17 protein-coding genes and 2 pseudogenes are annotated in these 26,358 nt (G+C 43.9%); 18 read left to right on the forward strand and 1 reads right to left on the reverse strand.

The window, feature by feature from the left end; genetic code table 11:
* Positions 1–229: 229 nt before the first annotated feature.
* From A8709_RS27090 to A8709_RS35525, 6 genes and pseudogenes are all read left to right on the forward strand, one after another.
* Positions 230–526 carry a hypothetical protein gene (locus A8709_RS27090; RefSeq protein ID WP_065856994.1) on the forward strand — a complete coding sequence of 99 codons (297 nt, stop codon included), beginning with the start codon at positions 230–232 and terminating at the stop codon, positions 524–526.
* A gap of 179 nt (positions 527–705) precedes the next feature.
* A pseudogene (locus A8709_RS35285) lies at positions 706–950 on the forward strand (IS5/IS1182 family transposase); the annotation flags it as partial.
* A gap of 307 nt (positions 951–1,257) precedes the next feature.
* Positions 1,258–1,750 (forward strand): annotated as a pseudogene (locus A8709_RS33845) (ABC transporter ATP-binding protein); the annotation flags it as partial.
* Between the two features lie 1,098 nt (positions 1,751–2,848).
* Positions 2,849–3,739 (forward strand): alpha/beta hydrolase, encoded by an 891-nt coding sequence (locus tag A8709_RS27100; RefSeq protein WP_065856997.1) that lies wholly within the window; start codon positions 2,849–2,851, stop codon positions 3,737–3,739.
* A 12-nt stretch (positions 3,740–3,751) separates the two neighbouring features.
* Positions 3,752–4,714 carry an aldo/keto reductase gene (locus A8709_RS27105; RefSeq protein ID WP_065856999.1) on the forward strand — a complete coding sequence of 321 codons (963 nt, stop codon included), beginning with the start codon at positions 3,752–3,754 and terminating at the stop codon, positions 4,712–4,714.
* A gap of 73 nt (positions 4,715–4,787) precedes the next feature.
* Entirely contained in the window at positions 4,788–4,916 is a 129-nt protein-coding gene (locus tag A8709_RS35525; protein ID WP_279615898.1) for a hypothetical protein, read from the forward strand.
* A gap of 121 nt (positions 4,917–5,037) precedes the next feature.
* Here the strand turns inward: A8709_RS35525 and A8709_RS27110 are convergent, their stop codons facing one another.
* Complete coding sequence (locus A8709_RS27110) at positions 5,038–5,898, reverse strand: AraC family transcriptional regulator (protein ID WP_065857001.1); 861 nt, start codon at positions 5,896–5,898, stop codon at positions 5,038–5,040.
* Between the two features lie 167 nt (positions 5,899–6,065).
* Between A8709_RS27110 and A8709_RS27115 the strand changes: the two genes are divergently transcribed.
* The 12 genes from A8709_RS27115 (at position 6,066) to A8709_RS27170 (ending at position 26,358) form a co-directional block, all read left to right on the forward strand.
* Positions 6,066–7,559: a tagaturonate reductase gene (locus A8709_RS27115; protein WP_084225538.1), complete on the forward strand. Its 1,494-nt coding sequence runs from the start codon at positions 6,066–6,068 to the stop codon at positions 7,557–7,559.
* Positions 7,556–9,058: a UxaA family hydrolase gene (locus A8709_RS27120; protein ID WP_065857005.1), complete on the forward strand. Its 1,503-nt coding sequence runs from the start codon at positions 7,556–7,558 to the stop codon at positions 9,056–9,058. Before A8709_RS27115 ends, A8709_RS27120 begins: the two co-directional genes overlap by 4 nt.
* 346 nt (positions 9,059–9,404) lie before the next feature.
* On the forward strand, positions 9,405–11,156 hold the full coding sequence (locus A8709_RS27125) for a sensor histidine kinase (RefSeq protein ID WP_065857007.1): 1,752 nt from the start codon (positions 9,405–9,407) through the stop codon (positions 11,154–11,156).
* Positions 11,134–12,720 (forward strand): response regulator transcription factor, encoded by a 1,587-nt coding sequence (locus A8709_RS27130; protein WP_065857008.1) that lies wholly within the window; start codon positions 11,134–11,136, stop codon positions 12,718–12,720. Before A8709_RS27125 ends, A8709_RS27130 begins: the two co-directional genes overlap by 23 nt.
* Positions 12,721–12,910: 190 nt before the next feature.
* Positions 12,911–14,266, forward strand: coding sequence for an ABC transporter substrate-binding protein (locus A8709_RS27135; RefSeq protein WP_065857010.1), 1,356 nt, complete (start codon positions 12,911–12,913; stop codon positions 14,264–14,266).
* 78 nt (positions 14,267–14,344) lie between these two features.
* Positions 14,345–15,232, forward strand: coding sequence for a carbohydrate ABC transporter permease (locus tag A8709_RS27140; protein ID WP_084225482.1), 888 nt, complete (start codon positions 14,345–14,347; stop codon positions 15,230–15,232).
* Between the two features lie 28 nt (positions 15,233–15,260).
* Positions 15,261–16,079, forward strand: a complete 819-nt coding sequence (locus A8709_RS27145) for a carbohydrate ABC transporter permease (protein WP_065857417.1) — start codon at positions 15,261–15,263, stop codon at positions 16,077–16,079.
* Between the two features lie 29 nt (positions 16,080–16,108).
* Positions 16,109–17,200, forward strand: a complete 1,092-nt coding sequence (locus tag A8709_RS27150; protein ID WP_065857012.1) for a glycoside hydrolase family 172 protein — start codon at positions 16,109–16,111, stop codon at positions 17,198–17,200.
* A 600-nt stretch (positions 17,201–17,800) separates the two neighbouring features.
* On the forward strand, positions 17,801–19,213 hold the full coding sequence (gene ltrA, locus A8709_RS27155) for a group II intron reverse transcriptase/maturase (RefSeq protein WP_065857014.1): 1,413 nt from the start codon (positions 17,801–17,803) through the stop codon (positions 19,211–19,213).
* Between the two features lie 253 nt (positions 19,214–19,466).
* Positions 19,467–22,862 (forward strand): RICIN domain-containing protein, encoded by a 3,396-nt coding sequence (locus tag A8709_RS27160; RefSeq protein ID WP_065857016.1) that lies wholly within the window; start codon positions 19,467–19,469, stop codon positions 22,860–22,862.
* 119 nt (positions 22,863–22,981) lie between these two features.
* The gene (locus tag A8709_RS27165) at positions 22,982–24,745 is read left to right on the forward strand and encodes a sensor histidine kinase (protein ID WP_084225486.1); all 1,764 of its coding nucleotides are present in this window, start codon (positions 22,982–22,984) and stop codon (positions 24,743–24,745) included.
* Positions 24,742–26,358: a response regulator transcription factor gene (locus A8709_RS27170; RefSeq protein WP_065857020.1), complete on the forward strand. Its 1,617-nt coding sequence runs from the start codon at positions 24,742–24,744 to the stop codon at positions 26,356–26,358. The genes A8709_RS27165 and A8709_RS27170 overlap by 4 nt, the downstream gene beginning before the upstream one ends.

Genomic DNA, 26,358 nt, shown 5'->3' on the forward strand with positions numbered 1-26,358 from the left:
GATAACCACCTTTTCAGGAAGGCGGTTATCTTCTAATCAAAAATCAACATTAAAGTTGAACATAGCCAGACGCCAATCGGGGGAAATTGGAGCAATGCGGATACAGTTGCACAGGACGTAGCTCCTGCCAGTGATACGTATAATTTGAAAAATGTGTCAGGAAGCGATTTTGTATATTCAGGCAATGTCAAACTGGTTGGAGGCTTAAGCTGCGGGAATCAGCTTCCGGATGAATACAACAGGCGGAGTAACCGGGTACGATTTGATCTTGGACTCGGTTGATCGTGGCGGTGTACTGAAACTGGCGAAAAGGCCTTATTCTGAAATCAAATCCGACCCCGTTACCGTGAGTCTGGATAAGGTCTATAATCTCAAGGTTGAGGCTGTTGGTGGATCGTTCAATTGTTACCTAGATGGTGTCTTGATGTTCACAGGAAGTGACTCCACATATCATTCGGGTCAGTTCGGCATATTCGGTTTTAACGGAACGCTACAGTTCGATAACCTGCGTGCCGTTGCCCAATAAAATCGAAGGTAGATGAAAGGGAATGCCAGACTTAATTGGCATTCCCTTCTTTTCGAGCTTAACAAGTTTGGAGGCTGAAAAAGAGTTCGGTCTCCATCTACGTTCAATCTAGCATGATCGCGTCGGCTGGTTGCAGCGACAGCAGCTGGCACAGCTTACAGCTCGAGCTGCATACGCCACTCAGATTACTCAGCAAATGGCAATACCATAAAATTCTGGTCATCTCCGAGCTATACCGTCAGCAAGGCGAGATGGCAGATCAAAAGAAGCATGCGATCGCTGATCGCATCGTAAGCATCGAGCAACCGCACGTACGCCCCATTGTTCGCGGAAAAGCGGAGGCAGTGTGGAGTTTGGCGGGAAGATCGCGGCTAGCCTTATTGGCGGCTATGCATGGATCGAATCTATGCAATGGGATAGCTTCTACTAATGAGACGCAATTTCGTAATTGGTATTTCAGGAATCGAAGACATTTTCTCGAAATAACAAGAACTATCTGCCCTCCCTTATATAACGGAGGGCTCTTTGGAATACCTTTTTCTGATCTGTATCTCTAGATGGGGGCTGTTTGAATTTCACTCAAGACGCAAGCTGCATTTGGCGTCTTATACGCTTTCACAGCCTTAATCCAAATAGAACACCTAAGTAAGTTTTACTATATGGGCGGGGAGACAATCCGCGCCCTTGATGACATTTCACTGAACATAGTTTAGGGCGAATACGTGGCCATCATGGGACCTTCGGGATCTGGCAAGTCAACACTAATAAACATTATCGGCTGTTTGGACGTACAGGTCCAGGGTCAGTATTCCTTGAAGGGAAGCAGATTCATTGCATGAAGGACGCCCAGCTGATGAAGACACGAAATCAGAAAATCGGTTCATCTTTCAGAGCTTCAATTTGCTTCCAAAGTTAAGTGCCTATGAAAATGTGGAGTTGACACTGATTTATCGGGGGATGACGAAGAGGGAACGAGAGCCTTGGTAATGAAAGCGTTGGAAGAAGTGAATTTAATGGACCGAGTGAAGCATATGCCTTTTGACATTATCCGGCGGGCAGCAGCAACGTGTGGCGATAACGAGAACTTTGGCTGGAGATCCAACGATTATCTTGGCGGATGAGCCGACGGGGGCGCTGGATTCAAAGCAAGGTATGGAAATTATGGACATTTTTACGAGATTGAATGATCAGGGTAGGACGATTTTTGTGATTACATATGATCGGTAGGTAGCCCAGCAGGCGAAGCAGGTCGTAAGGATCCGGGATGGACGTTTGCTGTAGAGTGTTAGAAGAATAAATCCAGGACACCATAATAGATGGGTTGTACTGGTTTATTTTTATGGTGCGCAAAATGTTGGAGTGGTTTTGAAAGCTTTGCTTCGTTTGCATATATCGAAAGTTTGTAGATACTAATCAAGGTAGCTTTGTTGGACAAGCAGGTTAGGAAATTGCGGTTTACCCGACGGGGAATAGTATAAGGTATCGTGAAATGAACAGGGCATGCAAGACCGTGCTATCGCTGGCAACTGACCGCCGTCTAAAATCTTTCCCTCTGGGCAGCGCGCTGGACCAAATTTTCGAAGATTCTTCTTGGTTATGTTACGCTACATGAGTATTTGCAAAGACCTGGCTTAACGGAGAATCGACGGAGCCCCACGATCAAGAGGGAGTCCACATTGATAGCGAAAACGAAGATCCATTTCTAACTTATCCTGTGTTCGCATTAAGATTATGATGTCGCAGTAATTGATAAAATCGAAATGATATTCTAACGTATGGCAAGTATCGCGAAGGGCTGGGTTTTGATGTAAAATGGAAAGGAAATGAAAAATAAAAGTAAAAGTAAAAATAAAAGTAAAAGTAAAAGTAAAAGTAAAAGTAAAAGAAAAGTTGTAACCCTTGTTAAAATCCGCCGCTAAACAAATAACGAATTTTTCCAAGTGAATTAGACAAACCCACACCCGAAGACAGTAATTGTATTAAATCCATGATATCGTTGGCTTCACTTGTATTCATGAATATCCGGTTTTCTTAATGCGAATATTATTGGAGACTGTCATATGACCGGAGCATGGAACTGTTTTTGAAAGTCAAATGATAAAGGGAATCTTATTTTGGACGAGCATCCAAACATCACTTACGACTGTACGGGGGATGCTTGACTGCAATGAGTGTTGAAGCGGGTGAAGGTGAACACATTACACAATAGACAAGTCATGGTTTATTACCCAACCACGACCCCTAAAGGGCGATTGATGTAGGACTCAAGCATATTATCTTTTTGACCTTCACGGAAATAAAATATCAAGGGAGTCCATTGAAATGGGTAAAATTAAGCGTTACATCGAAACAGAGTCAGACGGTCGCAAGGTAAACTTAAACTACTTTCAAAGGAAGTTTTTAGATATTCCTTATGCAACTGTTTCTACAAGACAAACACTGGATATTTATCTCCCAGACGGGGAGGGGCCTTTTCCGGTCATAGTATCTATTCATGGAGGGGCGTTTGCCTTTGGTGATAGTCGAGGAACTGACTGTTTATCTGCACTTCATGGTTTGGAGCGAGATTACGCGGTGGTATCCGTTAACTATCGACTTAGTGGGGAAGCAATTTTCCCGGCCGATGTTGAAGATGTAAAAGCCGCGATTAGATTTGTTCGGACGAATGCCGCAGCATTTTCACTAAATCCGGACAAAATTGCAACTTGGGGAGGATCAGCAGGTGGGTCATTGTCTGCATTATGCGCTACTTCTGGTGATGCAGCTGAATTTAAAAATCCAAATAGTAGTCACATTGGTGTGTCAGACCGGGTTCAAGCTGCAATAGTGTGGTACGCACCTATTAACTTCCTAACGATGGACCAACAGTTTTTAGACATTGGGATAATGGGTGAAAACCATAACTCAGCCGATTCGTATGAGTCAGAATTGATGGGGCAGCAAATTACTTTGATCCCAGAGCAAGTTGCAAAGCATAATCCGGAGACGTACATTACTCCAAATTGTCCTCCAGTGTTCATTCAGCATGGCTGGGATGATATCATAATTCCAAGATTACAATCAGTGGAGTTCGCCAACAAATTGGAAGCCGTCCTAGGTTCAGAGATGGTCTTTCTAGAGCTATTGGACAATGCGGGACATGCCGATTCGCAGTTTGAGACACCAGAAAACATTGAAAAGGTTTTGAATTTTTTAGACAAACATTTGAAGTGAGGGATAGTTGTTATGCATTACAGAAATCTACCTAAGACTGAACTTAGAGTTTCTGCCCTTTGCCTTGGGACTGCACTTATCGGAACGGCTGTGAGTGAAAAGGATTCTTTTCGAATTTTGGACCAGTTTGTGGACAGTGGTGGTAATTTTATTGACACAGCAAGGGCTTATGCAATTTGGGAACCTGGAGGGGAAGGAGTAAGTGAGCAAATCATAGGGAAATGGCTGGCGGATCGAGGTTATCGAGATACCATCGTTGTAGCCACTAAAGGAGCCCATCCAGCATGGTCAGCCATAGAAACCCCACGATTGTCTCGTAAAGAAATTACACAAGATTGTGAGCGTAGTCTTCTAGCTTTGGGTCTGGGAACTATCCCTATTTACTGGCTCCATCGGGATGATCCATCTAGACCGTTATCCGACATTTTTGAAACGTTGGAGTTTCTCCGTCTAAGCGATAAAATTCGATATTACGGATTTTCCAACTGGAGTACGAAGAGGATGCGTGAAGCGCTAACATATGCGAAGGAAAACAATTTAACAGGTTTTATTGCGAACCAACCCATGTGGAGTTTTGCAAAAGTTAATCCAGAAGGAATTCCGGATTCGACTTCCTATAGCATGGATGAGGACATGTACAGCTTCCATTGTGAGTCGAAATTGACAGTCATTCCTTACACAGCACAGGCAAAGGGTTTTTTTAGCAAATGGGAGCAGTTTGGACTCGAAGCCTTACATTCTTCCTTGCATACTGCGTATGAGAATGATACAAATCAAGCACGTTTTGAAAAATTAAAACGATTATCACAAGAAACAGGACATAGTATAACAACTCTTTCCCTTTCATGGCTCACATCACAACCTGATTTCGTCACGATTCCCATCGTGTGGAGCAGTCAATTATCACAACTCTCAGAAGTTCTAAAGGCTGGCCAGCTCGTACTAGATCCTCATGTGGTCAGGTCACTTACATAAGGAATGTTAATAGAAATGTCAACTAAATGATCTTCCAAAGAAAAACGCGCCACTATATCCCGTCATTCGTTAATTGTTCGCTGACGTAGGAAGGGTACAGGGGGTAGGTTTTTATCGCACATCGGATAAGACGAAAGAATATGTTGCTGAAACGCCGGACTGGGGAGATGACGGCGAGTATTGGAAGAAAAATCCACAATAACCGTAGATGAATTTTAAGTGGTTAATGTTACACAAAGCTACCTGAGGCAAAGCCTCAGGTTTTTCTTCGTTGCCGAGCGTTTGTTCATAGTGGGCACGTAGCCTCAGTTTTTATTGCATTTCTATTTCATTTGAAGACGGTAAGCTCTCGGAGTTAAACCCGTTAGCTTTTTAAAAATTTGATAAAAATGGCGCATTCCTTGGAAGCCGCAGGCCAGCGCTATGGTTTCAACGTTGTCATCGGTCGATTGAAGTAAATCTTTGGCGCGCGCAAGTCGTTTAGCATTCACATAGTCAGTCACATGCATGCCAGTCAGTTGCTTAAAGACGCGGGCGAAGTGGCTGGGGCTTACACATGCTTTTCCGGACAATTCCGAGAGTCCGCTGCAACCAATTGGGTCACAATCAATGTCTTGTAAAGCATTTCGGAGCCACTGAGGGCCGATCCCTTTTAGGTTGGACGATGTTTCTATATGGAAAGGATGTCTGCTTAAAACAAGCAACATGTGTTGCAAGTGTAGACGCAGAGCATGACGGTAGCCGTAATCTTTTGCATTTATTTCACGTTTCATCGCATTAATGGCAGTTTCAATCGCAAGGCGGACCTGCTTGGAAAGATTGATTTGATAATGTTTCTTTTTCCGGGCAATCTCAAAGCACCTAAATAATTCGTATCCATCACCAAGTGAGTCTGCTTGCAATAACGTTGGTGCGAAAAATATGGCTGTTGAAACAATTGGATCATTGGCGGATGGAAATGCGCGGTGAACAGTGTTGCCAGGAATGAGGAATAAATCCCCCTGTTTTTTTTCATAGAGGGCATCGTCGATAAAAAACATTCCTTTACCCTTGTGAACGTACACCACTTCATATAAGTCGTGCAAATGGTCTGGCAACTCACTTTCCGAATATCGAAGACCTTTATAAACCATTTCGAACGGAAAGATTGGATCCAGAAAAAATGGCTTGCGAATCGGCAGCATGCATATGGCCTCCTGTAAGTTGGTTGTGCTTTCTTGAAATATATCAAAATCGGATATAAATAAGCAATGAAATGATATTTTAATTTCTTTTTTTTAGAGTAAAATAAAATCATGCGAGAAAGAATGAAAATATTCGGAGAAAATGCAGGTGAGTTTTACAAGCTATGATGGCAGAGCGATTAAACGCTAACTTATTATGTGGGGAACAGAAACGCGGGTTTGACGACGTCGTAGCAAGCCCGGTCACCGTTCTTCAAATTGGAGAAGGAAATTTTTTGAGAGGTTTTGCAGACTGGATGCTTCATGTAAGCCGAGAGCAAGGGATGTTTCATGGAAGCGTCGCTGTAACTCAGCCTAGAGCTACCGGCAAGGCTAAAATAGAAGAGCTGGCTGCTCAAGACGGGATCTATACGCTTGTCATTCGGGGACTGGAGAACGGTATGCCAGTAGAACGCCAAAGCGTAGTATCTATTATTTCTCAGGTAATCGATCCTTATGAAGATTGGAATCGGTTTATCGCCTTGGCGGAAAGCGACTGCTTAAGATTTGTCATCTCCAATACGACGGAAGCTGGAATTACATACAAGCAGGAACAGCTGACAGACAGCCCAATTGCATCCTTTCCGGGAAAAATGGCTTACTTGTTGTATCGTAGGTATCTTTCGTTTGGCGGTGCTGCAGATAAAGGATTAATCTTCCTCCCATGCGAGTTGTTAGAAAATAATGGGCAAACGCTTCGCGATATTGTTATTCAATACAGCTTGGATTGGGGATTTCCAGAAGATTTTCGGGCATGGCTGACGCGGGACAACCGATTCTTGAACACGCTGGTTGATCGGATTGTAACCGGTTACCCTGAGGAAGAGCAAGCACAAGCATGGTTTTCAGAATGGTCGTATACGGATCGGCTGCTGACGACGGCGGAACCCTATCATCTGTGGGCCATCCAAGGGGAAGAGTCATTAGATGAACAGCTCCCGCTACAAAAAGCCGGATTAAACGTGCACTGGACAAACGATTTGCGACCGTATCAGCAACGAAAAGTGCGTATCCTCAATGCTGCTCATACGTGGATGGCGCCAATCGGCATTCTTCATGGTATTGAGCATGTTCGGGAAATGATGGAGCATCAGGTTTTAGGACAGGCAGTCAAGACGATGGTTCGCTTCGAAATCATACCTACCCTTCCCTACTCAGTAGAGGAAATGAATGCATATGCAGACACTGTGTTCGAAAGATTTAGCAATCCGTTCATCCATCACAGACTTACGGATATCGGCATGAACAGTTTATCTAAGTTTAAAGTCAGGTTGCTTCCATCACTCAGCCATTATGCTGATCTTGGACTTCAGATTCCGGAAGAACTCGTCGCTGGGATGGCCGGCTTGCTACGATATTATGATATCGCTCAGGTGAATGGTCAGTTTGAAGGGCGAGACTTTCAAGGAGGAACATACGTCGTTCGAGACGACACGGAATCATTGATGCGGATCGCAGAAATCTGGACGAATGCAAAAAGAAATCGTGAGGATTTACAAATTACTATAAAAGAGCTATTGGCACTAAAAACGGTATGGGGCATAAACCTTGAAGAATGGAACGGCTTTGCAGATTCGATATGGAATTGGTGGATAAAAGTGGAAGGTGGAGATGAAGGGTGAAATTTTGGGTACGATTATCGCCAAACGATCAGGTTATTATAGCGCTTGCTCCGTTATCGGTGGGACAGAAATTGACATTGGAGGATGGCTCTTCATTGATTCTCAAGGAGGATGTCTCGCAAGGTCACAAAGTTGCAACAGACTATTTCCCTGCAGGCCAGGACGTGCTAAAATTCGGTTATTCTATTGGCAAAGCCTCTATCGATATCGCGCCGGGTACATGGGTGCATACGCATAATTTAAGAACCGGATTGGACGGTATCATGAATTACAGCTATGAGCCTACGGAAGATTTAAAATCATCTCTCAATCCGGCAGATGCGATCCGTACGTTTATGGGGTATGAGCGACCAAATGGAGATGTCGGTATACGCAATGAAATTTGGATCATAAATACCGTCGGCTGCATTAACAAGACATGTGAACGTTTGGCCCAAAAAGGTAACGTACGGTTCGGGGACCACGGGATAGATGGGATTTATCACTTCGCCCATCCGTTTGGATGCTCGCAGCTCGGTGACGACCTCAAATTTACGCAAAAGCTGCTGGCCTCTCTCGTTGGCCATCCGAATGCCGCTGGTGTGCTAGTCGTCGGGCTGGGGTGCGAGAACAATCAGATCGATTTGTTCAAGGATGCAATCGGAGTCTATGACCCTAAACGGGTTAAATTTCTAAGGTCGCAGGATGCGGAGGATGAAATAGAGGAAGGCTTAAAACTGATCGGAGAGCTGGTTAACTTTGCCTCTACATTCACCAGAAAGCCGCTCCCCGTATCGAAAATCAAGATTGGTCTGAAATGTGGGGGATCTGATGGTTATTCCGGAATAACGGCGAATCCGCTTGTCGGAGGGGTCTCAGACCGACTCATTGAGGCAGGAGGAACCGCCATTCTCACGGAAGTGCCCGAAATGTTTGGCGCGGAGACGATACTGATGAAACGGGCCTCGGATGAAGATGTATTCGGCAGGATTGTCGCTTTAATCAACGATTTTAAACAATATTACATACGGCACAACCAAGTCATCTATGAGAATCCATCGCCTGGTAATAAATCCGGCGGTATTAGCACGTTGGAGGAAAAGTCGCTGGGCTGCACCCAAAAGGGAGGCCATTCTCTTGTCACGGATGTGGTTCCATATGGTGAAAGAGTCGTCAAGACAGGGTTGAATTTGCTTGAAGCACCGGGGAATGATCTGGTTTCTGTTACAGCTCTTACTGCTGCAGGTGCACACATCGTACTTTTCACGACGGGGAGAGGAACGCCGTTCGGAGGCCCTGTGCCCACCGTTAAAATTTCAACAAACTCGGAGCTCGCTCAGCGTAAAAGAAATTGGATCGACTTTAATTCCGGCCGGCTTCTAGAAGGCCATAGCATGGAGCAACTTGTAGATGAAATGTGGGAATCGATGATCGCAATCGCTTCTGGCGAGATGCGAACGCATAATGAGAAAAATGGGTTTAAGGAAATTGCTATTTTCAAGGACGGAGTGACTTTATGAAGTATCTTAAAAGGCAAACAGTCTGACATTTGAAAAAGCAGGACGAGTTGCACTTATGACTTTTACTCCATAAAATCAAGCTTCTCCTATTGAATAAGATATTTTCAAACGAGCCGCCTCATAAGGTGGCTCGTTGTCTTTTCAGGGAAAGGAATAATCAGTTTATATTAGTGCAAATTATAATACTTTTATCTAAATACGTGAGTAAACAAATGGTGTGCTCAGTTACTTTGATATATTTGACTGCAGCGTCGTTAATTGTATCCTCTCATAGACTAAATATTACCTAGTAGAGTAATATTGCAGTACGGCATTGACAATGTTCAACGATGAAGGAGCAAACTAAATGAAAAGACTAAAACTTTTATCATGGCGTAGATGGCGGCTTCAGACCAAGTTGATATTTTTGTACATTCCCCTTATCGTATTCCCTACCATGTTAGGATTTTATTTTTTTACTTCTGCCTACAATACATCAAATCGCAATACCGCTACAACCTACTCGCAATCTGTTATTCAATACATGTCTGAAAAAATTGATTCGCAATTGTCCCACTATGAAACAGTCAGCCGTCAAATATTTGATGACCCCGAATTACAACAGCTATTAACCCAGGCTCCTAAGACGCAGTACGAAATCATGAATCACAAAAATCAACTCAACAATCGGCTTGATATTTTAGTTACAACTTCTGATCGTAAATATATTCGAGCCATCGTTTTTTTAACGCCTATTGGTCATTATGTATATGGAGAGGAAGCAGATTACAAGGATCAGCAGCCGGAATTTCTGAGTACGATTTCAAATAATGGTGGGAGTGTTGAATGGTTCCCCCCTTTACAATTTCAAAGCATATCAAAGACCTTCACCGCATTCCGCTTAGCACGCAGTATCCGTAATTTTGACCTTAAAGAAATTGGGAAAATGTACATGGTCATTGATGCGAAGTTGCTCCAGGATATTTTTAATGAGAGTAAACTAAGTAAAGAAGCAGCCATTCAAATTATTTCGGAAAATGACAGCCATAAGCAAATCATTGTAAGTAACAATAAGCCTGAATTTGGTCAAGGTAGAAAACCTATAATCATAGAAAATGCTCTTATACATAATGAATGGTCGCTAGCTGCATCGCTTCCTTTGGATGAATTATACACAACCATTAGCAAGATGACCCAACTGGCTGTGTTAATAACCTTAATCTGTATAGCCATGGCACTATTGGCGACTTATTTCATTGTTATCGATGTTATATTGCCGATTAAAAAACTTATGCAAAACATGAGACTGGGGATTAAAGGCAGAAATCCTTCCTCTTTAATAAAATTTAGAGGGGCAAGGGAAATCATAGAGCTTAACGATACCTACATTTCTTTAATGTATGAAATATATAATCTCATCGGGGAAGTAGTAAAGAACCAAGCAAAAAAAAGAGAAGCCGAAATCAAGCTCTTACAAAATCAAATCTCCCCGCACTTTCTATACAACACATTGAATTCCATTCGATGGATGGCATTAATTCAGAAACAAGATAATATCAAAGAAATGGTGGATTCACTAACAAAGCTGCTATCGTATTCCATTAGAAACACGGATGAATTGGTCACGATCGGAGAGGAAATCGATGTGTTGAAGGACTATGCCAAAATTCAAAAGGTTCGATATCAGGATTTTATATTTGCAACAGAGATTGAGGAAGGGCTGGAATCCGTATATACATTAAAGTTTCTTATACAGCCGCTTATAGAGAACGCGCTTTTGCACGGCTTATCCTCAATTAATTGGACAGGCATCATCCATTTAAAAGTAAGGAGGGACTCGGACGTTCTTCTCATTCAGGTCATGGATAACGGCATCGGAATGGATGAGGATACATTAGAGAATCTCCAAAGTAACTTAAAGCAAAAAAGCGGGATGAGAGAATCCAAGCACATTGGATTAACCAACATCCATGAGAGAGTGCGCTTACACTTTGGAGAAAGATTTGGAATCAAAATCAGCAGCGAATATAAAAAGGGGACATCTGTGAATTTATACCTACCTTTAATTTCGACAATAGAGGAGCGTGATTTTAGCTATGAGAACGGTAATGATCGTTGATGATGAGGCACTAGTTCGTGTAGGGTTGCAATCCATAATTGATTGGAACGCGAAGGGTTACCAGTTGTTGGGTGCCTATAAGAATGGCCAGGAGGCTCTAGAAGCTATAAGGATTCAGGCACCAGATATCCTTTTAACCGATATCCGCATGCCGGAGATGGATGGATTAGAGCTGATCAGTGAAATACGAAGCAGCAACATAGAAATGAATATCCTTATTCTGAGCAGCTACGAGGAGTTTGAATACTTGCGTAAGTCTATTCAGCTGGGGGTCCAGGATTACATACAAAAGCTCAGAATGGATCCGGATGAACTGCTCAACATTTTGGATAATCTTCCATATACCAAGCAGCCAAGGAATTCAGGATTTGAATCAGAGCATCTATCCGAGATGAATGAGAAACAAGAGTTATTAGCAAGTACTCGGCAAATTAGTGGCATCCAAGTTAACAAGGATTTGGTCTATTTGGGACGGTATCTACTCCTATCGGAAAAGTGGAAAAGCAGCGGGGACAGGCTGGCATGGATCGTCATGATGCCTGTGCAGAGGGAAAGGCCCTATTTGGAGTCCGAGTTGAAAGCGCTGTCTGTACTAATAACGGATATTATGGGACGTCTTAATGGTTTACAGTTTATCGGCATAGATGGGTTAGAGCTTCATGGTGTTTTCATTACCGAGGGTCAAGACATGCGAGATCAACAGTATCGTCAATTAACTTCGGAACTAAAAGAATCCGTGCGTCACAATCTTAATATTGAGATTATAATCGGAGGAAGTCAAATTTCTTTACTTACGACTTCTTTATCTAAGTTAAGAAAAGAAGCAGAACTCATGCTATTGCAAGGTTTTTATCACGGGCCTGGCGTCTATGTGGAAGATAAGGCATATGAGTTACGAGAACTAACGGAAGAGGAGTGGATGCTTTACCGGAAAGCGGTTCAGCCCTTTGTCATTAACCTTGATGTAGAAGGTCTGTGCCAATGGATGGGCAAGCATTTAACTTCACAGATCATGCAAATCCTACCTCAAGACGCCATACGTCTATGCCGGATTTTTTATTATGCGATTGTGGAGCAGCTGCAATTCAGATATCCCGAGTATTATCACAAGGCTGAAGAACAGCTAAGCTCGTTTACGGTTGAAATGGAAGTATTGGATTTCCGATTAAGCTGGCAAGACGTTGTTGCAGTAACACAGAAGCTAATGATGGCGTGCTTGTCAGCCATACATAAGCTACAAGACAGAAGTCCTTGGGTTGAGGAAACAATTAATTACATGAATATTCATTATGGCGAATCACTCAGACTCGATGACATGGCAGAGAAAGTTCATTTTAGCGGCAGCTATTTTAGCCAAAAATTTTATCAGGAAACGGGTCAGCACTTCTCAGATTACTTAGCACAAATTCGAATTAGGAAAGCCATAGAATTGTATAAGCAGAAGGATTTAGGAACGGAGGAGATTGCAGCGCAAGTGGGATATCCGAATGCGAATTATTTTACGAAAGTATTTAAGAAAGTTACGGGAAAAACGTTGTCGGAATATTTGGAACGTAAACGATAAAAAATGGCATCATATTCAAGATCAAAAGCCTGAGAAGTTGTTAACCGCATGAAATACAGCATCAAACTACCGAGATTCGTTCATGGTTCGGGAGCTCATTGGGCGATACAATAAGACTGTAACCAAGAAGCAACAAGAATCAAGGTTTTGAAAGCGCTAAAAAAAACTTAAAGGTAAGGGGCGACCAGCAATGAGAAGAAAAATGCAGATTATGACGGTATTGACACTTGCTACAAGTCTTGTAGCACTGTCCGCTTGTTCGAACTCAACCGGAGGTACAACTAAAGGCACTGCAACAGCTTCACCAGGTGCGACTGACACCAAAAATGGTAAAACCGCTACTCCCGTCAAGCAAAAGGAACTGAAATTTTGGACGCATTATAAGGACACAGATCCGGAACAAAAGTGGTTCCAACAAATGGGACAACAATATACGGATACGGTGGATAAGAGCGTAAAAATTACCGTGGAGTCCGTACCATTTGATGATTACATTGGTTCCAAACTGATTTCTGCGTTCGCTGCTGGAGAAGGCCCGGACAATTTCCTAGTAGCTCCGCCTAATATGATGAAGTACTATAATGCAGGTATACTGAAAGACTTAACGCCTTACATATCTCCTGAAGCGAAAAAAGATTTCTCGCCAACTGCCTTCGATGTGACCACAGTTGATAGCAAAATTTATGGAATTCCTTACGAGTCGGATTTGATTGGCCTGTATTACGACAAAGATTTGTTTGATAAAAACGGTCTAAAACCTCCGACAACTTGGGATGAACTCAAAGCTGCGGCCACCAAATTAAAGACCGACAAAAAGGCCGGGATTACGTTTGAAGTAAAAGCGTCTGACTTTGAAGTGTTTATGTTCTCGCCTTTCCTTTGGACGACCGGAGCAGATGTCTTCACGGCGGATCGCAAACACTCCGCGCTTGATTCAGAAGGCGTTATTAAAGCGTTGAAGTTCTGGAGAGATTTGATGCAATCCGGTTTAGTGAATCAGAAGCCGAGCAGAGGTGCTGATGATATCGGTATCATAGCTGAAGGTGAAACAGCTATGCAGGTTGACGGCAGTTGGGTTATGGGCAACCTTGAATCCAAATATGCGGATAAGAAAATTGGCGTCGTTCCGATTCCTATTCCAGCCGGTGGTAAAAAGGCAACGGTAGCTGGAGGCTGGAAGGTCGTGGCAAGCGCTCAAAGTAAAAATGCGGAGGATGCGGCGAAATTTGCTGCTTGGTTATTTGCTAGCAGTGATCCAGCTCGTTCTGTTGCTTGGGATTCTCAGGTTAAATTCGCTTTCCCTGTTAGACAATCTGTCTTGGCACAAGCAAAACCAGTCTTTGATAAAGGGCTGAGAAAAGACTTTACTGACAATATCTTAGGTACTGAAAAAGCAGAAATGCGTATCACACCTGAGGTATCCAAGATTTTGATTGATATGATTCAGAAAGCAATGTACAAGACAGATATGAGTGTCGAGGACATTGTAAAAGAAGCAAACACGAAATTGGAAGCTTTCTTGAAAGACTTTAAAGGTACTATGTAATCGTATGTAATTAAAGTAAGGCTTTTAATCGCAAAGATTAAAAGCCTTACTAATTTACAGAAGGTCGGGTGATGGGAAATGGAAAACATGTTAAGTAAACAAAGTAAAAATGAGATCGTAACGGCTTACACCATGCTGTTGCCAAATCTTGTCATTATGGCCATTTTTATTTTTTGGCCTATGATCTATGCCTTCTACGTGAGTTTGCACGAGTGGAACGGACTAAGCAAGATGACGTTTAACGGTTTTGATAATTATGTTCATTTAGTAAAGGACAGCGAGTTTTGGCAATCCCTATGGATTACGGCTAAATATGCACTCTTTTTCGTTCCGGCAATTTTTATTATAGCTTTGTTGCTTGCTGTGCTGGTAAAATCGTTGCACGGTTTTACACAAAAAGTATTTCGAACCTCCTTCTTTCTTCCCTATGCGATTTCGCTCGTTATTGGTTCGTTAGTCTGGTCGTTTATGTATGATCCTATGCACGGGTACATAAATGGGATATTGCATGCAATTGGGATTGGGAATCAAAAGTTTTTAGTTTCCATTACACAAGCCATTTATTCGGTTGCTGTTGTCGGGATCTGGCAGGTAGTTGGTTTTAATATGATCATCTTCCTGGCGTCCTTGAATGATATTCCAATCAGTTATTATGAAGCGGCAGAAATAGATGGAGCGAGCTCCGTCCGGAAATTTTTCTCGATCACGTTTCCATTACTAAAAAACACGAATGTCTTTATTATCTTATCTACAATGATTGGTTCTTTCCAAGTGTTCGACCAAATTAAGGTCATGACCGGTGGGGGACCTGCCAACTCTACAATGGTAACGGTATATTACATTTACCAGCATGCGTTCCAAATTAACCAGCTTGGCTTTGCCACATCAGCGGCGTTTGCGTTATTTGTCATTATTATGGGGTTAACGCTTGTGCAGCTAAAAATAACGGCTGATAAGGATTCATAGATAGATGATTTGGGATGGTGAAGTTCGGATGAGAAACAATAAGCTAAGTCAATATATATGGATTTGTGTGGGTGCGCTGCTTGCAGTTATGTTTATTTTCCCGATATATATTATGATTATTTCGTCATTGAAACCCGTTACACAAATATTCGATTTAAGGTTGATTCCGGATACGATTACATTTAGTAATTATTTGGATATATTCACGAAACAGAAGTTTCAAGTGTTTGTACTGAACTCTTCCATCATCTCGGTTTCCGTCACCGTCATTTCCTTACTTATCCATTCCATGTCTGCCTTTGCGCTTGCCAGACTTCGGTTTCCAGGGAGGAAATTTATTTTTTTACTCATATTAAGTACGATGATGATCCCATTCTCCGTCATTATGATTCCGCTGTTTATAACGGTGCGTTCCTTGGGATTAACAAATAACTTGCTTGGGGTCATATTGCCATCGATTCCCAGTGCGTTTGGTATCTTCTTGCTTAACCAATTTTTACTGGGCATTCCAACTGAGCTTGAGGAAGCAGCAAAGGTCGACGGAGCTTCGCTGTTTAGAATTTATAGATCGATTGCCCTGCCATTATCCAAACCCATCTTATCGACTCTGGCAGCCATGTATTTTATAGGGAACTGGAACAATTATTTATGGCCCCTTATTGTAACTCCCGGCAGGAAGTTTTGGGTGATCCAGGTGGCTATCGCCAATTTCAAAGGTGAGCATGCTGTAGAATGGAATTTAATTCTTGCCGCATCCGTGGTGGCATCACTTCCAGTGATTGTGCTATTTATTTTCTTCCAACGGTATTTGGTGGAAGGTATTAAAATGACTGGTATCAAAGACTAATAAAATGACTATGAAAAGGGGCATTTCAAATGAATTCATTTTTAGGTTTAAATCAATTATCCTTGTTATCCGATGCAAAAAGCCGTTGCATTTCTCCCGAAAACTTCAGCGGTGAAAAAGGCAAGGGAGGTATGGCAACCGAAGGAACGGGTGCTATTCCCGCAGAGGGATTTGGGCAAGGTTGGAAAGTTTCCCCCAGTGTCGTTATTCAGCCAGGGCAAGAATTTACACTCGCCAGTATAGACGGACCCGGAGCCATACAAAGTATGTGGTTCGGGGGCGTTATTTCAAGAAATTATATCTTAAGATTTTACTGGGATCATCAGGAGCATCCTTCCGTGGAATGCCCGTTGTCCGATTTTTTTGCCTATGGTTGGTCGAATGTATCAGATGCATTTAAAGGCCCTTTTGCACAGTTGAACTCGCTGCCAGTGGTAGTCAATCCGAATCGGGGAATGAATTGTTTCTGGGAAATGCCGTTTCGCAAGCACTGCCGTGCCACCTTGGAAAACAGGGATACGAAGGAAATGGTCTGTTACTACCACATGAATTATACGTTGATGAGTATTCCTGATAACGCCGCCTACTTCCATGCGTATTTCAATAGAACAAATCCGGTCCCTTATATGCAGGATCATGTTATTTTACCCAAGATGACAGGAAAAGGACACTATGTGGGTACGGCGATGACTGCTGGGCTAAATGGAGCGGGAAATTGGTGGGGAGAAGGTGAAGTGAAGTTTTTCATCGATGGTGATGAGAAGTTCCCAACAATATGCGGCACGGGTACGGAGGATTATTTTGGTGGTTCGTATGATTGGGAAGTGGATGGCAAATACGTGACCTACTCAACTCCTTATATGGGCATGTACCATGTGGTTCAATCAAATGAACTGTACGCGCACCAGCAGAAATTTGCAATGTACCGCTGGCATATTGTTGACCCTGTCCGTTTTGAACAGGATCTGTCGGTAACGATCCAGGATTTGGGATGGCGGGTAACCGGGAAGCAGTATTTGCCTCGTCAAGATGATATCGCTACTGTTGCTTTTTGGTATCAAGAACTGTCTTCCACGCCGCTTCCGAAGCTGCAAACCAAGGACGAGCTTGAGATTATATAACTAATTGCACGGCTGTTCGGAATATGCGCAGCAGTCCACATCAGTGAATCAAGCCACGGCTATTCCATCCAGTCCCAAAACTGACCGGTTCGGTATGGAGTTGCTCTGGAAGTGAGCAATGGCATATTGTGCTGTTACAATATAGACAGATTAATTAGTAAAGGAGCCATCCGATGCCGGATGGCTCTCTTTGTGGTGCGCCACGCATGGCGATTAACTAGGCGGTGAAAGTCCGCTGTGGGGGCTTGTAGTTGCCAACCACTAGCCAAGAGCAAGGGTGTCCACCGCGAGGTGGAATCTGAAGGAAGCTGGAGGCAAAATTCCGACCCGAGGAACACGAACACCATAAGGCATAGGATATGGGACGAATTTGCCAAACAAAATGAAGTCCAATAAACTACACGGACATACCTATGTAGATGATGCGGGTACATGGAAGGAAAGTGAATCGTCTTACCGTGGGAGATCTCATGGACGTGAGGAAATCATTTGGAATCACGGTTGAAACAAGATTTGCCATGAGAAGTCAGCAGAAGCCATAGTACCTGACGTAGATAGACGACAGAAGGGAAGGGCCGAACCTTAGGAGGTGTTAAGTTAATGAAAGTTACTAAAACAGGAAAAAAGGGCAGCCAACTTCCATGGGAAGGCTCCATGCAGAAAGATAGTGCGGAACACGAAGGATATGCGGGAGTGCACAGTTCTGTATGGATAACTGAAAACAACAACACCAACGCAAACGAGTCGAAGGATGAATTACTTGAGCAGATTGTGAGCAGAGAAAACTTGAACCAAGCGTTCAAAAAGGTCAAAGCAAACAAGGGATCTCATGGAATCGATGGGATGAAAGTAGAGGAACTTCTACAATATCTTAAAGAAAACGGAGAGGCGCTCAAACAATCCATTCTGGATGGAAAATACCGTCCAAGTCCCGTTCGAAGGGTAGAAATACCGAAAGAGAACGGAAAGAAAAGAAATCTTGGCATTCCAAACGTGGTAGATCGAGTTGTTCAACAAGCAATCGCTCAGGTGCTCACGCCAATCTACGAGAAACAGTTCTCAGAAAACAGCTATGGCTTTCGCCCCAAGAGAAGTGCACACGATGCAATTAGGAAAAGCCAAAGCCATATAGATGAAGGATACAAATATGTAGTGGATATGGACTTAGAGAAATACTTCGATACGGTGAATCAAAGTAAGCTCGTCGAGGTACTATCGAGAACCATTGAGGATGGGCGAGTCATTTCACTCATACATAAATACCTGAAATCAGGAGTTATTGTGAAGCAACGCTTTGAGGAAACGGAAGTCGGCGTACCGCAAGGTGGTAACTTAAGTCCAATTCTTAGCAACATCATGCTGAATGAATTAGATAAAGAGTTAGAGAAAAGAGGACATAAATTCGTACGCTACGCGGACGATCTCCTCATCTTTTGTAAAAGTAGAAGAAGTGCCGAGCGGGCACTAGAGAACATACTACCTTTTATCACGAAGAAACTATTTCTCAAAGTGAATCGAGAGAAAACAACAGTAGATGAGGCGAAAGGGATCAAATTTCTTGGGTTTTCATTCTACCGAAACAGAGGGAAAGCAAGAGTCAGAATACACCCGAAATCCACAGCTAAGATGAAAGCGAAAATAAAGGCGCTTACGTCAAGAAGCAATGGAATGGGAAATGAGGCACGAGCAGAAACCCTGAAACGTTATATTATGGGATGGGTAAACTACTTTAAAATAGCAGACATGAAGAAACTTCTCCAAATAACGGATGAATGGATGAGAAGGCGGATTCGCATGATCTACTGGAAGCAATGGAAACGGGTTAGAACTAGGTTTAACAAGCTACAAACACTCGGAGTACAGCTACAGAAAGCATGGGAGTTTGCAAACACAAGAAAGAGCTATTGGAGAACATCCAAAAGCCCAATCCTCGATAAATCCCTCGGAAACAATACCATAAAAAGCCTAGGATTCCTTTTCTTTTCTGACTATTATCGACAAGTCACAGCGTGAACTAAGGAACCGCCGTATACCGAACGGTACGTACGGTGGTGTGGGAGGTCGGCTACTCAATTAATGGGTAGCCTCCTACCCGATCGCGTGTTAGAAGGTTTCCACAGGTAACGGCGATCCGTTGATTCACCTACAAATTTGGCATCACGTCCCGCAAATCGTGCATGGATAATTGGGATTTACTCCCGGTATAATTAAGGGAAGTAATGGAACCCATTACTAATTCTAATTTAGAAAGCGGAGGGAAAAATTAATGAGTTTGAGATGGAAAAGGAAAAGCTATTTTGTAAGGATGGTGTTATTAGTTACATTAATTGCAGGTTCAATGCTAAACCTACTTGTGCCGGGGACTGCATCCGCCATGAGCGAACCTTACGGCTTGTCACAGATGTCGCAATTCGATCGATTGCCTTACTTGAATACCGATAGTTATAGCGGTGAAGTTTCATCATACGCGACCAACGGGGATAATAATGATGGCTTTTACTCCAAAAACTTCCTGTATCAAGATACTAATGGCGAGTATGTCATGGCCGATATTAAAGGCCCGGGAGAACTCAATAAAATCTGGTTTACGGGCTCCGTTGATCAAGATACGAACTACATTAAAGTTTATTTGAATAACTCAACAACTCCAAGCATTAATACAACCTTTAGAAATTTTTTTTCAGGCTCCTATGGTGCGCTGCTTTCGCCTATTACGACGGATAACACCCATAATGCAGGCGGGTTCGTTTCGTATTTGCCCATTCCGTTCAGCCAGGCAATAAAAGTGACCATAACCGGGAATTCGACCAATACAGATCCGAATCAACCTGGCTTATTCTGGCATGTCGATTATCACAGGTTCACTCCCGGAACTTCGGTATCAACCTGGACTGGCAGTGAAGACAGTTCAGCGGTTAGGAACATGTTGAATAACGTGGGAACCGATCCAAAGTCCACTTCAGGAAATACGGTTGTTACAGGAACGGCCAATCTGGGTGCAAGCGCTGTCCAAACTTTGCTTGACATCAATGGAGCGCGTTCCCTGTCTGCTATTAAATTAACGGTTCCCGGTGTGCCCGGCGACAGCTCCAACAGCTTTGGCAAAATGGTGCTAAATAACACTTGGATTAGGATTTATTGGGATAACGAAAATACGCCGAGTGTCGATGCTCCAATTGGATCGTTCTTTGGAATCGGCGATAAGGGCGTTCAGCATACCATCCGAGGTTTGGCTTACGGAGTAGATGCTACAAACAAACTTTATATGTATTACCCTATGCCCTTCCAGTCGCATGCTAAGGTGGAACTATACAATAAGAGTATCACACCTGTGAATGGAATCGGGTTCGAAATTGATCATAAAGCATTTACCGACTCATTTGCCAACGTAGGTTATTTTAAAACAAAATACAGTACGCCTCACGTTTCCTTATCAGACCCATTTGACGTCACCGTCTTGGATGTAGAAGGTTCTGGGAAGTTAGTTGGACTTCAGCATAATATCACGAACCCGGGAACGGAACCGACTGGAGAAGAAGGCGATCCAAGAATCTATATCGATGGCAGCAAACGACCGCAAATCATCGGTACCGGAACAGAAGACTTCTTTAATGGAGCCGGTTACTTTGGGGTTGCAACCCCAACCAGCTGGTGCTGTGGCGGTTACGGTTACTATTCTTCCCCATTTGCCGGATTTGCATCGAGGGAGGACCTCCCCGGAACGGTTAGTGTATCGATGTGGAGAATGTTTCTTGGTGAAGCCATCAATTTCCGTAGCCATCTTCGCTTTACGATTGAACATGGAGGCGGGGCGCATTCCAGCGGGTACTACGGACCGATAGCGGCAGATTATAAGATATTGGCATTCTATTATTATAAGCCGGTAAGCAAGCTGAGTCTGACAGATACGCTAAACATCGGTGATTCCACAAGCGAATCGGGACATAGTTATACCATTAACTCTCAAACCTGGAGTGGCAGTGCCACAGGGCGGTTCTTCTATGGACATATGGATAAAGTGCCCTATGTTGGCAGTGTACGCGCATTCACAGGATATAGTCAGTTCCAAATGGCGATAAATTCCTCCAATCAGGGGGTACTGCTTCGAAAAACGTACGGAGCGGATGTCGGTAAACAAATGGCGGACGTTTATGTAGATAACACCTATGTAGGTCGATGGTATACGCCAGAGAAGAATGTAACCTATACAGTCGCCGATACCGATTTCGCCATTCCATCCTCTGCCACAGCGGGCAAGAGCCAGATCACGGTGAAAGTCCAATTCGTTTCTTCCCAGGTTGATTGGAATGAATTTAAATATGAAGCTTACTCCATGGTAGATCAAACGGCTGTCCAACCGATTGTCATATCCGGAGATCCGTATTTGATTACGAATAAAAATAGCAGATATGCACTGAATGTGACCGGTGCGTCGACAGGAGCCGGAGCGCTCGTCAATCAAAATCCGGTTAATGCAAACAATGAGCAAATCTGGAGATTGGTCGATGCCCAGAATGGGTACTATGCTATCGTAAACGCGAACAGCGGTCTCGTTCTTGATGTCGTGAATGGATCTACAGCAAACGGTGCCCAAATTCAGCAATACAACTGGAGCGGAGCGGATTCCCAATTATGGAAGCTGGAGGATCGAGGGAACCACTATTACAGCATTCGCTCCAAAATTAGCAACAAAGTCATCGATATCCCGAACGCATCTACGACGATAACGAACATTCAGCAATATGATTATAATGGCTCTGACGCGCAGCTGTTTACATTTGGCGACCAATTCTCTACTCCGATCGTATCCGGGGCTTCTTACAAGCTGATCAACGAGAATAGCGGCAAAGCGCTGGATGTCTATACAGCATCAACTGCGCCAGGAACTAAAGTTCAACAGTACATGGATAACGGAGGTTCAGCTCAACGCTGGAAAATTGACGACCAAGGCAATGGTGCTTACAGCTTAACTGCGGAGTGCAGTAATCTTGTCCTTGATGTGGTCAATGGTTCAACATCCGATGGAGCAGGTGTGCAGCAATATACATGGAACGGAAGCGCAGCTCAGAAGTGGAATATTATCAACGTTGGTAATGGATACTACCAGCTTATCAACACGAACAGCGGGAAGGCACTCGATGTTGCCAACGGATCCACGGCCGATGGGGGCACCGTGCAACAATATTCGAGTAATGGGTCACCAGCTCAATTGTGGAGACTTGTCCCTACCGTTAAATCCGGGCTTACCTACAAACTGATCAATGGCAACAGCGGCAAAGCATTGGATGTGTACACGGCATCGACGGCCCCAGGCACAAAGGTTCAGCAATATATGGATAATGGTGGAGCTGCACAAAGATGGAAAATCGATGACCAAGGCAACGGTACCTTTAGCTTGACCGCACAGTGCAGTAATCTTGTGCTTGATGTGGTCAACGGGTCTACGGCTGACGGAGCGGGAATTCAACAATATACGTGGAGCGGATCGGCAGCACAGAAGTGGAAGTTAGAATATGCGGGGAACGGCTACTTCCGGGTTGTGAATTTGAACAGCGGGAAGGTGTTGGATGTCGCTAATGCGTCTACGGCAGACGGCGGCACTGTGCAGCAGTACACTTCCAACGGCACTTCGGCACAATTGTGGAAACTTATTCAGGTATAACGTAATCAAAACTGCTTGAGAACAAGGGAAGAGACTGTCAGGGGGAACCTCGACGGTCTCTTCCTTACTGCTAATAGACGAAGCTTGTAGGCCTAACTTAAACGGTTTATAATTTATTCATGATAGCGCATCTTGTAAACACCGATGCAAGAGAAGGAGAGATATATATCTGGCCGATTTCTTACAAACGCTTTCAATGGAGACGGTGGAGGCTCCCTTCGAAATTAATTCTGTTGTTCACCCCGCTTATTGTGCTGCCAGTCGTCATTGGCTTTTATTATTTTGCCGACGCTTATAACCGTTCGAACAGGGAAACGGTTTCCAATTATTCGCAGCAGGCTTTACAATACATCGGCGAGAAGATCGACCTGGAACTCTCCAAGTATGAAACAATAAGCAAACAAATGTTTAACGATCCCGAGCTGCAAAGACTTCTTATGGAGAAGCCAAAGGATCGATATGAACAAGTCAACCTTACCCAACAAATCATGGACCGCATGAATCTGTTTTTCTCCGGTGAAGAGCGTCAATATGTTCGCGCATGCGTTATTCTCACTCCTCAAAACCGCTATAAATTCGGAAATGAGGATCCGCTTGGCTCAACTGAATCGAATGTGCCGTTGTTCAAAATGATCTCGGACGCGGGGGGAAAGAACGTGTGGTTTGGACCTGATGCTCTCCCCATTTACAACCCAGTCTTTATTTTGGCGCGCAGCATTCGCAATTATGATTTGCAGGAAATTGCCAAGCTTTATATTGCGATCGATACCCAAATGGTAAGCGATTTGTTCAACGACACCAACTTGGGGCAAGGTGCCTCCATTCAGCTTATCGGAGTGAATCAAGCGATATTATCGGATAATGGAATTCATCTTGTCAGTGACTCGGAGCGTCCGCTTCGAATTACAACCCTGCTGAAACATAATAAATGGACCATATCGGCCGTACTTCCTTTGAGAGAAACCTATGTCATCATTCGCCGGATGAGCCTCATGGCCATCTGGATTTCGCTGATATGCGTCTCGATCGAATTATTCGTCACCTACTGGTTCGGCATCGATGTCATTATTCCCGTCCGCAAACTGCTGGTGAACATGAGGCTAGGAATAAAAGGGACTAAGCCCGAGGAGCTTCAAAAGTTTCCAGGCGCCGTGGAAATCCGGGAGTTGAACGACACCTTTATTTCCGTGATGTTTGAAATTCATCATCTCATTGATGAGGTGGTGAAGAACCAGACGCTGAAGAGGGAAGCGGAAATTAAGCTGCTTCAGAACCAGCTATCGCCTCATTTTCTCTATAATACGCTGAATTCCATTCGGTGGATGGCGATGATTCAGCAGCAAGACAATATTAAAGAAATGGTCGATTCGTTGATCAAGCTGCTCACCTATTCGCTTCGTAATACGAACCAGCTTGTAGAGTTGGGAGAAGAATTAGCCGTTCTGAGAGATTATGTAGCCATTCAGAAAGTTCGTTATCAGAACTTTACGTTTTCGGTCCAGGTCGAGACGGAGCTGTACAAGCTGCGTCTGTTGAAATTTATCGTGCAGCCTCTCATAGAGAACTCTCTGATTCACGGATTATCGTCCGCCGGGCAAATGGGAGAGATCGGATTGCATGCCTTTGTGCAAAATCAAAAGCTTCATATCGAGATTGCGGATAATGGAATTGGCATGTCCGAAACCGATCTGGATAGCTTAAATGCGGAGCTAAGAAGCGAGAGCTCTGAGAAAATAGGGCTGCGAAACATCCATGACCGCATTCGATTGCTCTATGGAAACGATTACGGCCTCCTGCTGGACAGCAAGCTTCAGGCGGGAACCCGTGTGACAGTCGTATTGCCGATCATTTCAGAAGGGGAACGAGAGGAGAGTCGCTTATGAAAACTGTGGTCATTGTGGATGACGAAGCTCTGGTCAGAGTCGGATTACAGTCCATCATCAATTGGGAAGATCAAGGCTATCGGCTCATTGGTGCCTATAAGAGCGGAGTAGAAGCATGGGAAGCCATGAATCGCCATATGCCCGATATCCTCTTGACAGATATTCGGATGCCGGAGATGGACGGTCTTGAACTAATCCGTCATGTCCGAAGCGTGAATAAAACGATGAATATACTGATCCTAAGCAGCTATGAGGAATTTAGCTATTTGCGGAAGTCAATACAACTCGGCGTGCAGGATTACATTCCCAAGCATGAATTGGAACCCATGGAATTGATCCGCATTTTGAATAATTTGACCTACCAGGATGACGAATCCGAAAGTCCCTATGTTTCCAAAGCATACAAAGAGCAGAATGAGAAACAGGAGCTATTGGAGAGTACAAGGTTTATTCGCGGTATCCAGGTAAGGAAGGAATCGATGTTTGCCAGAAACTATCCGATCCTGAACGAAAAGTGGGGGAAGCAGGGGACGCGGGCAGCCTGGTTTGTTGTCAAACCGATCCCCCGAAAGGGTGGGTACAAACCTTCGGAGTGGAGGGCTCTGACCGTACTGGCCGAAGACATCATGGAGAGGTCAAAGGGCTTCGATTATATTGGTGTCGACGGGGACCAGCTTCACGGACTGGTGCTTCTGACGCCTACGCAAGATCAATCGGAGCAGGCCCCATTCTTGTTTCATCTGGCTTCCAAATTTCGAGAAGCGCTAGCCTACAATCTTAACATCGATGCGGTCATCGGAATCAGCACGATTTCGTCGTTCGCAACCACTCTTACCGATTTTAGAAAAAGTGCGATCCAGGCGTTGCTGCATTCTTTCTATAGAGGAGCAGGCATTTATATAACAGATATCGAGCCTGAGTTGCAGGCCTTTACGGAACAGGAGTGGGTACAAATCCAGAAAACAGTTCGTCAATTTCTAGCGGTACTTGACCTGGAAGGCGTATTCCATTGGCTCAAATCAAGTCATGAGTCATTCTCCGCGAAGGTTCTTCCTAGTGACGTGGTTAGACTTTATCGAAGTACAGTGAATCGAATTTTGGAACAGATCCAGATCAAGTTTGAGGGAGCTTACCATCGGGAGGATCAGGTTAAGGTCCAAGCACCGGAGTTTGAATTGTCGGAAGATCCAGAGTCGATAGTCGAGCTTCACGATATTGCGCAGAAAATAGTGAAGCATCGATACGAAGCAGTTCGCTTCCTTCAAATGCCCTGGGTGCGACAAGCATTGACGTACATAGACACCCATTACAGTGACCCGCTTAAGCTTGAGGAAGTGGCGAGCCAGGTCAATTTCAGCGAAGGATATTTCAGTCAAAAATTTCAGGCAGAGCTAGGCTGCCATTTTACCGATTACCTCGCCAGGGTGAGAATCAGCAAGGCTTTGGAGCTGATCCGGTTTACAGAGATTGGGACCGAAGAGATCGCGGCCGCAGTCGGTTACCCCAATCCTAATTATTTTATTAAGGTATTCAAACGAATTATGGGCATGACGCTGTCCGATTACAAGTTATCGTTAAGGGGGGGGCCGCTATTCGTCGTGGAAGAAGGTTAA

The sequence above is a fragment of the Paenibacillus pectinilyticus genome, assembly GCF_001700435.1.
Taxonomy (GTDB): domain Bacteria; phylum Bacillota; class Bacilli; order Paenibacillales; family NBRC-103111; genus Paenibacillus_E; species Paenibacillus_E pectinilyticus.

Excerpts from the sequence above, each read along its gene's own strand:
- ltrA (WP_065857014.1), top strand. The coding sequence starts at position 17,801 with ATGAAAGTTACTAAAACAGGAAAAAAGGGCAGCCAACTTCCATGGGAA.
- A8709_RS27150 (WP_065857012.1), top strand. The coding sequence starts at position 16,109 with ATGAATTCATTTTTAGGTTTAAATCAATTATCCTTGTTATCCGATGCA.
- A8709_RS27105 (WP_065856999.1), top strand. The coding sequence starts at position 3,752 with ATGCATTACAGAAATCTACCTAAGACTGAACTTAGAGTTTCTGCCCTT.
- A8709_RS27115 (WP_084225538.1), top strand. The coding sequence starts at position 6,066 with ATGGCAGAGCGATTAAACGCTAACTTATTATGTGGGGAACAGAAACGC.
- A8709_RS27140 (WP_084225482.1), top strand. The coding sequence starts at position 14,345 with ATGGAAAACATGTTAAGTAAACAAAGTAAAAATGAGATCGTAACGGCT.
- A8709_RS27090 (WP_065856994.1), top strand. The coding sequence starts at position 230 with ATGAATACAACAGGCGGAGTAACCGGGTACGATTTGATCTTGGACTCG.
- A8709_RS27145 (WP_065857417.1), top strand. The coding sequence starts at position 15,261 with ATGAGAAACAATAAGCTAAGTCAATATATATGGATTTGTGTGGGTGCG.
- A8709_RS27170 (WP_065857020.1), top strand. The coding sequence starts at position 24,742 with ATGAAAACTGTGGTCATTGTGGATGACGAAGCTCTGGTCAGAGTCGGA.
- A8709_RS27100 (WP_065856997.1), top strand. The coding sequence starts at position 2,849 with ATGGGTAAAATTAAGCGTTACATCGAAACAGAGTCAGACGGTCGCAAG.
- A8709_RS27125 (WP_065857007.1), top strand. The coding sequence starts at position 9,405 with ATGAAAAGACTAAAACTTTTATCATGGCGTAGATGGCGGCTTCAGACC.
- A8709_RS27110 (WP_065857001.1), bottom strand. The coding sequence starts at position 5,898 with ATGCTGCCGATTCGCAAGCCATTTTTTCTGGATCCAATCTTTCCGTTC.
- A8709_RS27165 (WP_084225486.1), top strand. The coding sequence starts at position 22,982 with ATGATAGCGCATCTTGTAAACACCGATGCAAGAGAAGGAGAGATATAT.
- A8709_RS27135 (WP_065857010.1), top strand. The coding sequence starts at position 12,911 with ATGAGAAGAAAAATGCAGATTATGACGGTATTGACACTTGCTACAAGT.
- A8709_RS27160 (WP_065857016.1), top strand. The coding sequence starts at position 19,467 with ATGAGTTTGAGATGGAAAAGGAAAAGCTATTTTGTAAGGATGGTGTTA.
- A8709_RS27130 (WP_065857008.1), top strand. The coding sequence starts at position 11,134 with ATGAGAACGGTAATGATCGTTGATGATGAGGCACTAGTTCGTGTAGGG.